Origin of the sequence: Saccharothrix longispora (genome assembly GCF_031455225.1) — a bacterium.
GTDB lineage: Bacteria > Actinomycetota > Actinomycetes > Mycobacteriales > Pseudonocardiaceae > Actinosynnema > Actinosynnema longispora.
Window position 1 is genome coordinate 155,956 of record NZ_JAVDSG010000001.1, and the last position, 14,605, is coordinate 170,560.

At 66.2% G+C, this 14,605-nt stretch carries 7 protein-coding genes; 5 read left to right on the forward strand and 2 right to left on the reverse strand.

What is annotated here, in order from left to right; genetic code table 11:
* Positions 1 to 24: 24 nt before the first annotated feature.
* Positions 25 to 1,122: an IS630 family transposase gene (locus J2S66_RS00720; RefSeq protein WP_310302350.1), complete on the reverse strand. Its 1,098-nt coding sequence runs from the start codon at positions 1,120 to 1,122 to the stop codon at positions 25 to 27.
* Between the two features lie 869 nt (positions 1,123 to 1,991).
* Here J2S66_RS00720 and J2S66_RS00725 point away from each other — a divergent pair.
* Positions 1,992 to 4,709: an AfsR/SARP family transcriptional regulator gene (locus tag J2S66_RS00725; RefSeq protein WP_310302352.1), complete on the forward strand. Its 2,718-nt coding sequence runs from the start codon at positions 1,992 to 1,994 to the stop codon at positions 4,707 to 4,709.
* A 35-nt stretch (positions 4,710 to 4,744) separates the two neighbouring features.
* Here the strand turns inward: J2S66_RS00725 and J2S66_RS00730 are convergent, their stop codons facing one another.
* The gene (locus tag J2S66_RS00730; RefSeq protein ID WP_310302355.1) at positions 4,745 to 5,629 is read right to left on the reverse strand and encodes a serine/threonine protein kinase; all 885 of its coding nucleotides are present in this window, start codon (positions 5,627 to 5,629) and stop codon (positions 4,745 to 4,747) included.
* 48 nt (positions 5,630 to 5,677) lie between these two features.
* Between J2S66_RS00730 and J2S66_RS00735 the strand changes: the two genes are divergently transcribed.
* From J2S66_RS00735 to J2S66_RS00750, 4 genes are read left to right on the forward strand one after another with little or no spacing between them, the layout of a single operon-like run.
* On the forward strand, positions 5,678 to 7,249 hold the full coding sequence (locus tag J2S66_RS00735; RefSeq protein ID WP_310302358.1) for a PD-(D/E)XK nuclease family protein: 1,572 nt from the start codon (positions 5,678 to 5,680) through the stop codon (positions 7,247 to 7,249).
* A gap of 20 nt (positions 7,250 to 7,269) precedes the next feature.
* Positions 7,270 to 8,310 (forward strand): pPIWI_RE_Y domain-containing protein, encoded by a 1,041-nt coding sequence (locus J2S66_RS00740; protein ID WP_310302362.1) that lies wholly within the window; start codon positions 7,270 to 7,272, stop codon positions 8,308 to 8,310.
* The gene (locus tag J2S66_RS00745; RefSeq protein ID WP_310302364.1) at positions 8,303 to 11,656 is read left to right on the forward strand and encodes a pPIWI_RE_Z domain-containing protein; all 3,354 of its coding nucleotides are present in this window, start codon (positions 8,303 to 8,305) and stop codon (positions 11,654 to 11,656) included. Before J2S66_RS00740 ends, J2S66_RS00745 begins: the two co-directional genes overlap by 8 nt.
* Complete coding sequence (locus J2S66_RS00750; protein ID WP_310302367.1) at positions 11,656 to 14,382, forward strand: pPIWI_RE module domain-containing protein; 2,727 nt, start codon at positions 11,656 to 11,658, stop codon at positions 14,380 to 14,382. The genes J2S66_RS00745 and J2S66_RS00750 overlap by 1 nt, the downstream gene beginning before the upstream one ends.
* Positions 14,383 to 14,605 lie beyond the last annotated feature (223 nt).

The following is a 14,605-nucleotide window of genomic DNA, read 5'->3' on the forward strand; positions in this document are numbered from 1 at the left end:
ATGCGACGGTCTACTAGTGCTGCGTCACGCAGCCTTGGCCGGGTAATCGGTCCAGGTGCGGATGGGTGAGTCGGTGGCGAAGCTGGTCTTGGGTCGGGCTCGGGCGTTGCGCCAGCGGATGTAGGCGGCGATGGCGGCGTTCTGCTCGGCGTGGCTGCGGTGGTCGGTGCCGTTGAGGGTGAAGTAGCGCAGGGCGGTGAACTCGGCCTCGATCCAGTTCAGCCAGGAGCTGTAGGTCGGCAGGAACACCAGCTCGGCGTCGTTGGCGGCGGCCCAGTCGCGGACGTCGGGGTGGCGGTGGGGCGAGAAGTTGTCCATGACCAGGTGGAGGCGTTGGTCCGGCCAACGGGCCCGCAGACTCGCGAGCAGGTCGAGGAGTTCGCCGTGGCGTTTGCGACGCCGGATCCGATAGTGGATCTTCCCGGTGGTCAGGTCGAGTGCGGCCAGCATGTGCATGACGCCGTGGTGGCGGTTGTAGGTGGCCCGTAATCGCCGTGGTGAGCCGGTCGGCCGCCAGACCTTGCCCTTACGGGGCATCAGGTTGAGTGGTCCGAACTCGTCGATGCAGATCACCCGGCCCCCGGCGGGCGGGTGGTCGTAGAGGTCCAGGATCCGGTGCATCTTCGTGAGGAAGTCCGGGTCGGTGGAGGCCTTCCAAGTGGAGGTGCTCTGCCAGGACACGCCACCTGCGTGCAGGATGCGGCGCAGGGTCTCCCGGCTGATCGCCGCCACGGTCCCGCGGTCGAGCAGGTGGTCGCGCAGCTTGGACAGCGACCAGGTGGAGAACGCGGTGATGCCCCAGGAGGCGGGGGAGGTCCGGGCGATCAGGCAGATCCGTTCACGGATCGCCTCACCGATCGTCTTCGGGCGTCCCCCGCTCCATTTTGGGTCCAGCGCCGCGAACCCCCGCTCGTTGAACGCATGTATCACATCACGCACATAGTCGGCGCTGACCTGCATCAACGATGTGATGTCAGGTACTGCCTGACCCTGGGCGGACATCAGGACCACGATCGCCCGGCGCAACCGCACCGGGTCCTTCGCGGTCCGGCCGATCCGGGCCAGCTTGCGGCCCTCCTCCATGGACAAGGGCCGGACGAACACCTCCGGACGACGACCCACGACCACCTCCCGCTCGACATGGGAGGACCAGCCTGGACCGTCAGCCCACCGGACCGATTACCGGGTCGACGTTCCGAGATGCAGCACTAGCTGGGAAGCGACGAGTCGCGCAGGTGGGAGTGGGCCGAGCAATCCGGTCGCACCCATTCCTGGCTCACAGCAGGCAGCGTGACGAGCGCCCCCGCCGGGTCGAGACCGAGCGGCACGCTGGCCACCGGGATGCGCAGGGTCAGAGCGACAGCGTCCGGTGTGGCCGGTCCTTTGGTTCTTCGTCATCGTCGACCTCCCTACGCGCGGCACCCTTATCGGTGGGCGTCGTGTGTTCACAGCGGATGGCTGGCGCACAAGGTGACGAGACAGGGCAGCTCTTTCCTTCACGTGAGCCGGGCGGCCCAAAGCTGCGGACCGCCCGGCTCACCTCACCTCCTCGTTAACGGCGCCGCGTGGCCCGGTAGACCGTCCGGCGAGCCGTGGCTTTACGCGTGAGCGGGGACCTCGGCGACGGCGCAGCCTGGTGCGGCGGCCGCGGACCAGGCCGCCGTCGGCGGCGCGGCGGGTAGGACGTGAACTCCGGCGTCACGTGGTGAGACGCGTAGTGGTCGAAGGTGAACAATTTTTTCCTTTCGTTGGGTGATACAGCAGCCACCGAACGGTGCGACCCGGAACAGGTGCGTGTTTCACCGGTTCCGGGACTGAGGAACGGTTCGCTCCGATGGCCCGGTCGTAGTGTGCCACCGATCCCACTCCTTTCCCCTTCCCGGCTTCTTCCCGGATTCTGATCGCGCTAGGACTGGACATCGACACCTCGTTCGGGGTGAAATTTGACGGTGCCGGTCGAACTGCCGGTCGTCACCACGAGAGGAACCCGAATGGAGTACCGGCTCCTCGAACAGGTTGCCGCGTTTCGGGGTGATAGGCTCGTCGCACTCACCCCGAAGGCTCGCTCCGTACTGGCCTTCCTGCTCCTGTCACCTGACCAGCGCGCCAGCTCGAAGACCATTTTCAAACACCTTTGGCCAGGCACGTCCGCCACCAAAACCGGGTTGCTCCACCGTCAGGTATCGGATCTGCGCAACGCCATCGGAGTCGACGCTGTTCCCGTCCTGAACTCCGGGTCGTATCGAATAGTCGTCGCGCGTGAATCGGTTGACCTCTTCAGGTATGAACAGCACCTGGAGTACGCGAGAACCGCAACCAGTGCAAAGGGGCGGGCCGCCGCACTGGAGGCGGCACTTCGGGAATGCAGGGACGACCCGCTCCAGTCGGTCGACGGAGCGTGGTTCCACGAGCGGCGTAAGGAACTGATCCGCAGGTGGCAGCAGACCGTCGAAGACCACCTCCACGCGACGCTCAAGGTCGGCGCGATGCCGAACGCCATCACCGATTGCCGTCGTGCGATCGAGAGGTGGCCGGATGACCCACGATTCTACCGCTTCCTTCTCCACACCATCTATCACAACGACAGCACCAGAGAGTTCCTGCCGGTCTTCGAGGAGTGCCGGCTGAAGGCCGGAGGGGCACTGAGGGCCGAGCTCGATGCTCTGCGCGCAGAGTTGGAGAGCGGGCCTCAGCCGATGCGCCGCGATGCGAACGCGATCACGTCATACGCTCCCCAGCAGCTACCGGCACATCGCACAAGCATTATCGGCCGCGATGCCGACCTAGATGCTCTGTGCGCGGTGCTCGCCGGAGAACGGTCGAGCCGGATCGCGGCGCTGGTGGGCACGGCTGGCGTGGGCAAGAGCGTGCTCGCTTTTCGCGGCGCCGACAGCACCCGCGAGCACTTCCCCGATGGTGTGCTGCACACCGACCTGCAGGGCTTCTCCGAGCACGAGCCGCTCAAGGTAGAGCAGGTGCTCGCGAGGTTCCTCGACGACCTCGGCGTTCCGCCGCAGACCCCAACGCTTGAAGGCCTGACCGCCGTCTACCGCTCGACCTTGGCGCAGCGCGCCATCCTGGTCGTGCTGGACAACGCGCGCGACATGAAGCACGTGCTACCGCTGTTGCCTGGCCCTGGCTCGAGCGCGGCTGTGGTGACCAGCCGCAATGCGCTGGTGAGCCTGGTAGCCAGGTACGGGGCCAACCAGATCGTCGTCGCGCCCCTGGCCCTGGACGAGTGCGTCGCGCTGCTCGCGTCGATCATTGGCGAGCAACGTGTGCGAGCCGAGCCCGACACGACCGCAGAGGTCATGCGTCACTGCGCCGGCTTGCCATTCGCGGTGATCGTGATCGCCGCGCGGCTGCTGTCCCGTCCCGCGCTATCCCTCGGGGAGGTACTGAACGAGTTGAGGTCCGCCACGCACAAGCTCAGCACGTTCGTCCACGACGAGGCGGACCTCAACCTGCGCGCTGTGCTGGCCACCTCGCACGGTGTGCTCTCCAGCCCTGCGGCTGCTCTCTTCTGGCGCCTCGGCGTCCACCCCGGACCGACGATCAGCCGCGACGCCGCGACGGATCTGGTGGCGTCCCCCATCGCGGGCGCGGAGGCGCTCAACGAACTGCGCACTGCACATTTGGTCGAGGAGGTGTCGTACAACAGGTTCGCGATCCACGACCTCGTGCGCGCGTACGCGGAAGAGAAAGCGACGGAGGCCGGTGACGCCGAACGGCGCCTCACATCCGAGCGACTGCTGGATCACCTCATGTATAACGCTCGAGACTGCGACGATGCGATCGTGCCGGGCCGGAACTTGCGGCTCGGCGCCGCACCCGCCGAGCTACAGCTCGTCTCCCCCAAGGGCATTGGCGCGGCCATGGCATGGTTCACCGCGGAGTACGACGTGATCATGGCCGCGATCGAGCACGCGGTCCGGCACGGTCTGCACACCTACGCGTGGCTGCTCCCGTTGACCCTTACGACTTTCCAGTGGAGGAGCAACCGGTACCTCGACGCCCGGCACACCCTGCAGGTCTCACTGCGCGCCGCGGAGATCGTCGCCATGCCGGCGGACCAGGCGATGATCCTGCGCCTGATCGCGGGTACCGACCGAGGGCTCGGCCAGCCCGATCTTGCCAAAATCAGGCTCGCCACCGTGATTGACCTCGCCGAAGACGACAACGACGAACTCGGCGTCGCCCACGGCTGCCACGGGCTGGCCGTTCTACACCGTGAAACCGGTGATCCCGAGCACGCGGAGGAACGGTTCCGCACGGCGCTGGTCATCTACCGGCGGCTCGGCAACGTCGTGGGCGAGGCCGGTGTCCTCAACGGCATCGGCTGCACCTTCTCTGACCGCGGCCAGTACGACCACGCGCTGGCGACCTGCACCGAAGCCCTGGCGCTGTTCCGGACGACCACAGACGAGAACGGGCAGGCGAACACGCTCGACTGCCTGGCTGGAATCCGGCTGGCCACGGGGGACATCCCAGCGGCGATCGCGGATTTCGAGGCGGCTGTGGCGTTGTACCGGCGACTTGAGTACCGCAAGAAAGAAGCGAGCGCACTTCAGCACCTCGCCGATGCGTGGCACACGGTCGGCAACAGTCACGAAGAACGCCAGGCATTGTCCCAAACCCTGTATTTGCTGCGCGACCTGCGCGACCCCGAAGCGGAAAGCGTCGCGAGGCGATTGGGGGAATTGACGTGAACCGGCCGCGCGGCACGAGAAGGTGGAACTGCTCGCTATTCGAACTCCGCCCGGTATCGCGCAGTCGGGTCGGCCCCATGCAGCTTATAATCTCGGGGCGAACCTTTGGCGGGAAGGAATTGCTGCAAAGCCCGGAATGTCGCCCACCCGTTTTGAGGGCGGCGCTCCGGATCCCAAGAAACCATTCTGGAGACGAGGGGGATGAGGTGTGGCGCGAGCGAGGACAGCATCGGTTTGGGAGGAGGGGTGCCGCGGTGCTCGAACCTCAGGTAGTTTTCCGGGTACGGCAAGGCAAGGGTAATCATCTCAGCGAGCATGCAGCCGAGCGGAAACACGTCCGCGCTGGTTGCAACGGGCAATTCGTGTACCTGCTCAGGGGCTGCGTACCTGTTGGTCCCGGCAGGTTGGTACTGCTCCGTGCCGACCTCCAGCATGTGGCCGAGGTCGATGAGATGGACCTGTCCGGCACTGTCGATCATGGCGTTCTCGGGTTTCAAATCCCGATGGACATAGCCGCGGTCGTGGACGTCACCGAGGATCTCGCACAGCTGCGCGACAATGCACACCGCAGTATCGAGTTCCATCGGACTGTTCCCGTTTTCGGCATAACTCTTCAGGGTTGTTCCGTCGACCTTCTGCATGACGATGAAGTACGTTCCGTCCGAGTCCCGTCCCTGGTCGAGTAGGTTTGGTATCCCGCGCATGTCTCTGAATTTCTCCAGTCGCGCTGCCTCTTCCTCCATGTCCTGTACGAACTCGGCGAAGTAGGACGCGCTTTCGAAAGTCCGAGGGCTCAGGAATTTCACGGCCACGGAGTTCCGGTAGCTCAGGTCGAATGCCTCAAAGAGCTGACCGCCAGTTCCTTTTCCTAGCTTCCTGCCCAGCACGAAGCGATCCTTGAGGGTTTGGCCCAGCCACATCCGATTCCTTCTTCCATCTGACCACTCGCTCATCCACGGAGGAGAAGCATGTCCACCTGGCGCCCGCCCGCAGGGATAGCCGGCCGGGTCACCGCGATCGCCGTGTCGGCGGCCGCACCCAGGGCCCAAAAATACAAGTGCCCGATGGCCGAAGCGTTGAAGGCGCGCCCATCGTTGCGACTTCGTTCCGGCCCGCGCCGCTACGAGAAGCTCGAGCACTTCGCCCTCGGTCCGTTCATGACTGCGCTCGACCAAGTCGAACGAGGCTTCAGGTCTGTGGAGGGCGCGCTCGACGCCGTTGAGCGCAACGCTCGGGTTCACGACGGACTGAAGACGTGGACCGCTCACGCTGTGCGTGACTACCTCCGGGCGTTCCCGGCGTACCCGACGAGCGGCTCGCCACTACGCCTGGTTCCGCAGAGGTGGACGTACGAGCGAGACATCGGGCGAACCCAGTACCGGATCGGTGCGTGGGGTCGCTGCTACCAGTCCGCTGACGGCCGCACGCGCGAGATCCGCATGATCAACATGCGGTCTCGGTCGGCGACGAGGAGCGACGCCGAGGTGGCCGTCGCGGCCTTCGTCGTGGCCCACGCCGACCAGGAAACCGGGAGTGTGCCCGTCGAGCGCGTCCGCGTCGTGAACTACAGCGCGGAAGACGGGGAGGTGCGCACGTGGTTCGACGGCACACCGGACGACGCGACCTCGATGTACGAGAAGCACGGCAGAGCCGCGCTGACCGCGGTGGCGGGCGGTCAGGAGTACCGCCCCGGCGGCGCGTGCGTGAAGTGCGACTTCGCCGCCAACTGCCCGGCGCTCTCCCGTGCCCCCGGACTGCTCGGTGTGGACGGTGGGGGGCGACCGCGCCGGCAGTGGTCGGTGACGAGTGGACGCGCCTACCGCGAATGCCCTGCCCGAGCGCACCTGCGTGCACTCCGGCTCCCCACGGACGCGCAGGTCGAGCACAGCGGGCCCGCGCAACGCGGGCGGGCCGTGCACGCCCTGTTCGCCGACCATCACCGGACAGGCCAGCGCTGTTCGCCCGCGATGGGCGACGACTGGACGGGTGACGGCTTCGGCCTTTCGGCCGACGATGTCGATCTCGGAAAGCGTCTGGTGCGCCACCACGCCGAGGTATGCCCGTTCCAGCACGCCCACTTAAACCGGGACGTTCGCGTCGAGCCCCAACTGACCTGGGACGACCAGAACGCGAACGTGCTGGTCGTCGTCGAGCCGGATCTCCTCTACCGCGACCACGCCTCGTGGGTGTGGCGTGAGGTGAAGACCAGCGGCTCGGACCGCCACCGAGCGAACGATCTCCTGGCGGAGTACCCGCAACTCGCCCTCGCGGTGCTCGTGCTGGCTCGCGGAGAGCTTGGAGGATCACGCACCCGCAGCAGGGTTGAGCTCGAGCTGCTGGGGCCCTCCGGCGTCGACCTCCACGTGATTGACCCGTACACGCCGTCGGTGCGCCGCAACGCCGAGACGGTCGTGCGCGACCTTGTCCTCCGCTGGCGCGCGGACGACGAGTTCCTTCCCCGGCCCGGTAGTCGCTGCACCCGCTGTGAGGTGGCGAGCTGGTGCCGCGCCAATCCCAAGACGGAGCTGACAACATCGTGACCAATTCTCACCACGACCCCTTGGACCTGGTTCGCCTCACCGCCGCCGCAGTGCTCGCCGTGCAGGACCACCAAGGCACAGGCCTCGTGGTTACCTACCCTCCTGCGGCGCAGGTCGCGCTGGACCGCATCACGGCCGTTTGCCTTCTGGAGGGTCTTGACACGCCCGCGAGCGTCCCAGCGCTGCTGAAGTTGTGCCGCAGCCATCTGTCCAAGTGGCCGATCTCGATCCCCTCTGACTACACAGCACCGGACACCGTGCTGGTCGACGAAAAGACGGGACTACCCACGCACGCGTGCATCGAGTGGGCGTCCAGCGACCCGAGCTCATCAAGGCCTGTCCCGACGGACGAACTGCTACGCCGGTTGGCGGTCAATTGCCCGTCGTCCGCGACCTACGAACAATGCCGCGACTTCCTGATCGATCACCCCGTGGTGAACCAGGAGAACATGAGGACGGTCCACGCCACGCCAGGTGGACCAGCGACGTGGAAGCGTGTCCAGCAGCTGTATGGCCCGGTCGCACACGCCTATGCGCGTGACGGGCAGTGTGTCCGGTGCTCGTTTTGTGGGTGCCTCGCGGTCACGCTGCGCGACAAGATCAGTCGATGTGAGAGCGGCGTGTGTCCCGACTTCACCGCTCGGCACGAGGTACCTGTCGCCGCGCTCCGCGCGCTGCCGACGGAAGTACGTCACTCGCTGTCCGCTTCGGGCCGGGTGGAACGCGAAGTCCGAAACGCCTGCCTAGCAGCCGGAGCGCACGTCGAGCTCATACGCGACGTGGTCGACCACCTGCGCATCACCTGGCCATTCGGCGACGTGTGGCTCGTCGTGTTCTCCACGAGTGCGGAACCGGCGTTGCTCGCACGGCGGTTCCGGCACTGGACGCCGCACCACGCGACACGCGTCTGCGTCGCCGTCCCCGGCCACATCGTGGACCGCAGGACCGACTACCGCCAGGTCTTCGAGCGGCACCGGGGACCTGGCTCGGTGGAACTGGTACGGGCCGAACTCGTAACAGCCGGCAATCACCAGACTGACGGAGGCGAACCTCGTGCGTGATGTGTTCCAGCTGCTTCCCCTCGTACTCGCCGAGTTGCAGCAGAACGGGTTGAAGCGGGGCGAGGCCGAGCAGCTCTGCCTGGTGGAGCTGGGCTTCCTGCTGGCCGAGACCGTTGACCGCGACATCGCAGTGTCCGACGCGTGGACCCTGTTCAGCGGGTACCCGTTCGCGAAGGCTCGTGGACTGGTTGACGCGGACGGGGAGGCATTGCTCCGCGCCACCCGCTACGCCCTGTGGAACTTCGGGCGATCGAGGGCCTGGGAGGACGCGCTCGACCAATACGAGGAGTTCCCATCAGGGCTGAAGGCTTACGCCTGGGCAGACAGGTCCGATGTCGTACAACGGCAGACCCTCACCGCCGCCTCCAACCGCTGGGGCGAGTATGGTGCGGCGCTCCTCCTCGCCCCGCCGTTCGCCGGTGGCCCTTGCACCTTCGCTACCAAAGGTTCCTATCGGTTCTTCGCCGGACGATCTCCGATCACCGTCCAGCTCCCCGACGTGCCCGTGCACCCCATTCCCGCCCACGACCTCGATCGCCCTCTGGCAGGCGGCGGCGGCCCGATCGAGATCCGCTGGGATGCGCTCGTCGCCGCGGCCGAGGAGATGGACCAGCGCGTGCCCAGAGACAGGGCGGGCGTATTGAAGACCGCGCGGCTCATCGTGGAGTTGGGCGAAGAGGACGAACCTGCGGAGTCGTTCACCATCGACCGCGTTGCGCACCTGCTGGGTATCGTCGGCGCTGGCAAGAGCACGCTGCGTGACGTCTTGACGTACTACCTCGTGAAGCACGTGAAGATGCGCGTCACGATCGTTGTCGGCGATGTCGTCGAGGTGCTCAAACTCGTCGAACTGTTCGAGTCGCTGGATTGCGGTGTTGCACCGATCATCGGTGCGTCCAACCGGGAGCAGCACGCACAACGCCTGCACCGCAGGCTCGCAGGACGCGGCAAGCCCAGCCTCCTCACCCACGACGACGACGCGTTCGACTACCTGAGTACGGCCTGCGCGGTGAGCGGCCTGCTGGATGACGATGACGCGCCGCTCACCTACGCGGATGCGCCCTGCACGCGGCTGCACCCGAAGCGCAAGCGCAAGCCACGCGACCGAGAGCTGCCGCCGCACACGCGTGACCGTCACGTATGCCCGTTCTGGAGCCGCTGCCCTCGTCACCACGGGGTACGCCAGCTCGCGGATGCGGACATCTGGGTCGCCACCCCGGCGTCGCTGATCGACTCGTCGGTGCCGTGGCCGCAGAACGCCGAGCACCTACGCTACCTGGAACTGGCGGCACGACGCAGTGACCTCGTCATCATCGACGAGGCGGACCGGGTGCAGATTCAGCTCGACCAAATGTTCGCTCCGGCGATCACACTGGCGGGTGAGGAGACCACGTCGTGGCTGGACGAAGTGGCCCAGCACAAGATCAGTGAGCTGGTAGTCGGACAGCGCACCCAACTGTCCAATCGGGACGTGGCGAACTGGACGACCGCGCTGAACACCGCGTCCACGATTACGGATCGCCTGTACGCGATGCTCGTCAGCAGCTGGGAGCTGCGAAAGTGGGTGAGCGGCAGCTACTTCAACGCGTGGAAGCTGCATGGCACGTTGGCCGAGCAGCTCTTCCCGTTCCCCGCTGGGGGAGAACCGGATCAGGACGCGGTTCATCGGAGGAACCTCCTCAGGGTGTTGGAAGAATACCGGAAGGACCCGTTTGGCGATCAGGGCAAAGCGCGGGGCAAAGCACGGAAGCTGATCACGTTCACGAACCAGTTGCTGCACACCAGCCGATCGAAGTCCACGAGCGCACGGGTGCACGACGCCCTGCTGGCGCTGGCACCCGCCAGCCGCACCGCGTACCCGCAGCCGGGCGAGTTGACCGACAAGTTCGAGCTCACCCTCCTGCTGGCCGCGCTGGAGCCGAAACTCGCGTTGATGACGGGTATGTGGCCGCGGGTGCAGGCAGCGCTCAACCTCGGGTTCAACCAGCTGCACCGCAGGCCGCTCGACTACGGGCCGATGGTGCCCGAGTCGCCGATGGGCAACCTCCTGGGCTTCGAATTCCTGGTCGACGGTCCGGATAAGGGCGGTATCCGCAGTGGCGAGCTCCGGTTCTTCCGCTGTAGCGGAGTGGGCAGGAGCCTGCTCACCGCGTTGCCTCGACTGGCGGAAGTGGACGGACGCCCGGGCGCGCACGTTCTGCTGATGTCCGGCAGTAGTTGGGCGGGCAAGTCGAGCCGGTACCACGTGCTGGCCCCCGTGAACTTCATTCTCAAGCCGGAGCAGAAGAAGATCGACCAAATTACCCGACACAGCAGCATTCGCCTTGAATTCGTCTGGCACGAAGGCAGACCTCTGACGCTGTCGGGCGCGCGCCAGGAAGACCGGCCCGCGATCCTCCGCACGATGGCACTCGCCCTCACGACGCACCGCGAAAACCAGCGGAGCCGCCTGGAGTTGGAGCTCGCCGATCTCAGCCAACACCGCCGACACCTGCTGGTGCTGACCGGCAGCTACGACGAGGCCAAGGTTGTGGCAGATGCCATGCACTCCACCAAGATGAAGGGCCGGGTCCTCCGTCTTCTCGCCGACGACGAGCGCGATCCGGTCATCGACGAGTCGTCGGCGCCGGTGCTCCGACGAGGCGACGTCGACAGGCTTCGGTTCACGAAGGCCAGAATTCTCGTGGCGCCGCTACTGGCTGTAGAACGCGGACACAACATCATGGCCGCCTGCGGCGAGGCAGCCATCGGTACCGTGTACTTCCTCGCCAGGCCGAACCCGCGACCGGACGACCTGGGTCTCGCAATACACGCGATCAACGACTGGATCACCCGAGCCCTCGACGACCCCGATACCGGGTTCGGCAAGTGGGTGTCCGACGCTGCCACCATCGGCGCGGCGGGCCGTGACGTGCGGTCCCGCGCTTACCGGGAGTGGTTCCGGGTCCTCGGCAGGTTTCTCGCGTGGAGTCGGCTCAGCGATCGTGACCGGACAACGCTCACGTGGGACCTCCTCGTGCTCATGTGGCAGGTGATCGGCCGTCTGGTGCGCGGCGGTGTGGAAGCTCGTGTGGTGCTCGTGGACGCAGCCTTCGCACCGAAGACGGCCGAGGCGCTGAGCAAGGAGTCGATGCCGTGGGCACACGTCGTGATCACTGATCACGACACCCCGAAGTCCAGCCTGCTGCTGAGCATTCACGAGGTGCTCGGTGAATGTCTTTCCCTCCTTGACGACGTTCCCGAAAGCCGTCGTCTGGACCGCGAACTCACCAAAGCCTTGTACGACCCGTTCTGGCAGATGATCGACCGCTGCCTCCAACAGCCGACCACAGGAGGAAAGCTGTGATGAATCCTCTCGTTCGTATCGCCGCCTACGAGGCGGACCCCGCCTCGGGTGATTGGCTTAAGACGTTCCGGACGATCAAATTCAGCGACGAGTGGAGGGATGAGGCGCTTGCTTTGCACGCGTTGTCGTGGCGCGGCGCGGACGAAAGGCTGACGCTGCCCATCGCTCAGCTCAACAGCTTGCTCCGCGCCGCAGCACCCGGTGTGATCGCGACCGGACGAGGTGCGGCCACCGACGCGAACACACCGTGGCTGTACGCGACGAACGAAGTGCCAGCGGATCTGGTCGCCGCGCTGGTGAACACCTGGGTCGCCACGCTGGGACCGGGCAAGCCGAACCCCGATCCTAAGAGGCAGGCCGAGCTGGAGGAAGCGGTCTTTAAGGTCCAGGCATCGCTCGTCGGCTCCATGCCTTCGTGGAGCGAGAGCTCCGTGAACCTGACCGCCGCCGACCTGTCACCGGGAGGAACCGCACTGCCGGATCGGCCGCTGTACCAGGTGGTGCCGGAGGTGCTCGCCGCCGAACTTGCCCGCCGCCCCTACCGCGACGGCGACGAGGAACTGCACTTCCGGGTTGTGACCAGGGACCAGGGCGCGGAGCTGGTCTCCTGGCCGCCACGGCCGTTCACGAAAAAGGGCAGGCAGTGGTACTACTCCTGCGTCATCACCCTGACCGTGCAGACGGTGCCTTTCACGTCTCGCTTCCGCGTACACGTCGGCACCGGTGTGCGCCGTTGGGCGACCGGAGGTCGCTTTCAAGTTCCGGCCAACCGCGGCGTCGGCGCCTACCTCGCGGTCGCGCCACCGTGGTCCACGGGGCACGGTCACACGCCAAGGCTGTCGAACAATTTCATCGACTACTTCGAGCGTGGCAACCGGCACGCGTGGCGCAGTCGCAGCACAGTAGAGCTACTGCCGGAACTCGACATCGTGCGCACGTACCCCAGCGCGTTCGAACTCGTGTCCGATCCAGACCGGTGGCTCGACGGCGTCGACGGCCTGACTGCCGCGGTCGTGCACAGCAACGGACTCACCGACCACGAGGTGAAGGCGGGCGTCGGCCCCACCGAACGAGCGCGGCTCGACCGCTGGGTCGAACTCGGGCTCCAACCATGGTTCAGGAGAGTGACAGATCTCGAACGCACTGGTCACCGCGCCAAGCCCGCGATTCGGCCGAAGCCTCGCTGGACCAAGGTCGAAGGAGACGACGCTGCGACCGAGGCACGAAGGATGGCCGCGCACGCTGAGGCTGCCCGCGAGGCCGCGCTGGCGAGGCGCGCCGCACTCGGCGCGGCACTCGACGGTGCTCCGCTGGAAGTTCACCTGCTCTGGCAGAACGAACGCACTCGCGACAAGCTGATCTCCGTGATGTGCGACCTCCTCGATCTTCCCGAGCTAGATGTGGAGACCCTGGAGAACTGGCACTGGGGCACGGAAAACCTGAGGATTCGAGTCGTCGCCCGGAAATTCGACAGCGCGGAGGCTTCGGCACTGTCGGTGCCGAAGGCGACCGGAATCGAGCGGGCCCGGTTGGTGGCCGAGGCGATCAACGGACGCCGCCGGCGAGTGCGGAGGCTGTTCGAGACCGATCTCGATCCAGTGAGGACGGCGGGGCTGGTGTTCGTGGAACTGCACAACCGCGAGGCGTTCACCGCTGCGGACAGCGACCCGAAAACAGCCATCCGGCTGGGCTGCGCGGACGCCGGCCGGCTGAGCCAGTTCATCAGCAAGCGAGATGACGACGACGGGGAGCTGTTGATCCGAGCGAGGTCGTCGTGGCTGGACGGGCTGCGGCAGCTCGGCGCGATCACCACGGCCGCTCATCGCGTCGACGGGGTGCCGGACGGAACGCAGGTCGCCGCGCTGTGGATGGCCAATCGGCGTGCCGACGGCGTCACCCGGCGGGCCCATCGTGAGCTGGTGGTGGTGCGGCTGGAGCAGCGGAACGGGCACTATCACCTCGAAGCGTGGCACGACGAGGAGAAGCAGTGGATGCCGTACCGCCGATACCTAGTGGAGCTGCCGAAGAAGACGGCGATGCGATCACCAGGTCGGAAGAGTCTGCGCGACCAGCGGTGGGTGGTGGAGCGTCAGGTGCGGTCGGTGTTGTATCAGTTGCGCAACCGGCCGACGATGCTGCTGGCGAACTCGGAGAACCTCCGCTGGTGGTGGTCGTGGATCAGCAACCGCGAACTGGTGCGGGACATGATCGGTTTCGGCGACGATCCGCCGCAGCGGCTCGCCGCGTGGGGACCGGATCTCAGGCTCGTGCTGATCCGCAATGCGGGTGGTCGCGACGAGGTACCTCAGTGGTACGCCCCTGCGCCGGACGACAAGTCCGCAGGATTCGCCGCGGGCATCTGGCGACAACGCGATGCCGGGTCTGACAACAGGGTCTTCGCCAGCTTGACCGACGTGCCCGCCTCCGCCAAGACCACAAAGCGCACGGCCTTGAAGATCTTGACGGGGCCCGAGTGGACGCGATCGCCGGGCAAAGCGATGTGGAACCCTCGCTACGTCGAGATCACTGTCGCCGGGTGTTTGTCCGAAGGTGCGCTCGCCGTGAGCGGCCGCGCGGACGTAGCGCCGGACAACCCTGCGGACTGGGCGGCGCTGGCCCACCAGTTCAGGCTCATCGACGACTACGTGCCGCTGTCGCAACCTGCGGCACTGCATTGGGCGGCGCTGGCTGAAGAGTACATGCTGCCAACGGTTTCGGTGAGCTGATCGCAGCAGGCTGCCTGTGAGCCTCTCCCGGCTCACAGACAACTGGTTCAGAAACTACTCAGTAGTCGGCCATTTCTGTCACTACAGACGCACCACTGAGGTACCCGGCTTCGACCCAGTCGACGTCGGCAGCGCGCTCAAAGTGCTCCTGCACCGCTCCGCGGACGCTCGCGCCAGCACCTCGTAGCACCTCGACCCGTAAGTCGTCCGCGCGCGACGCGAC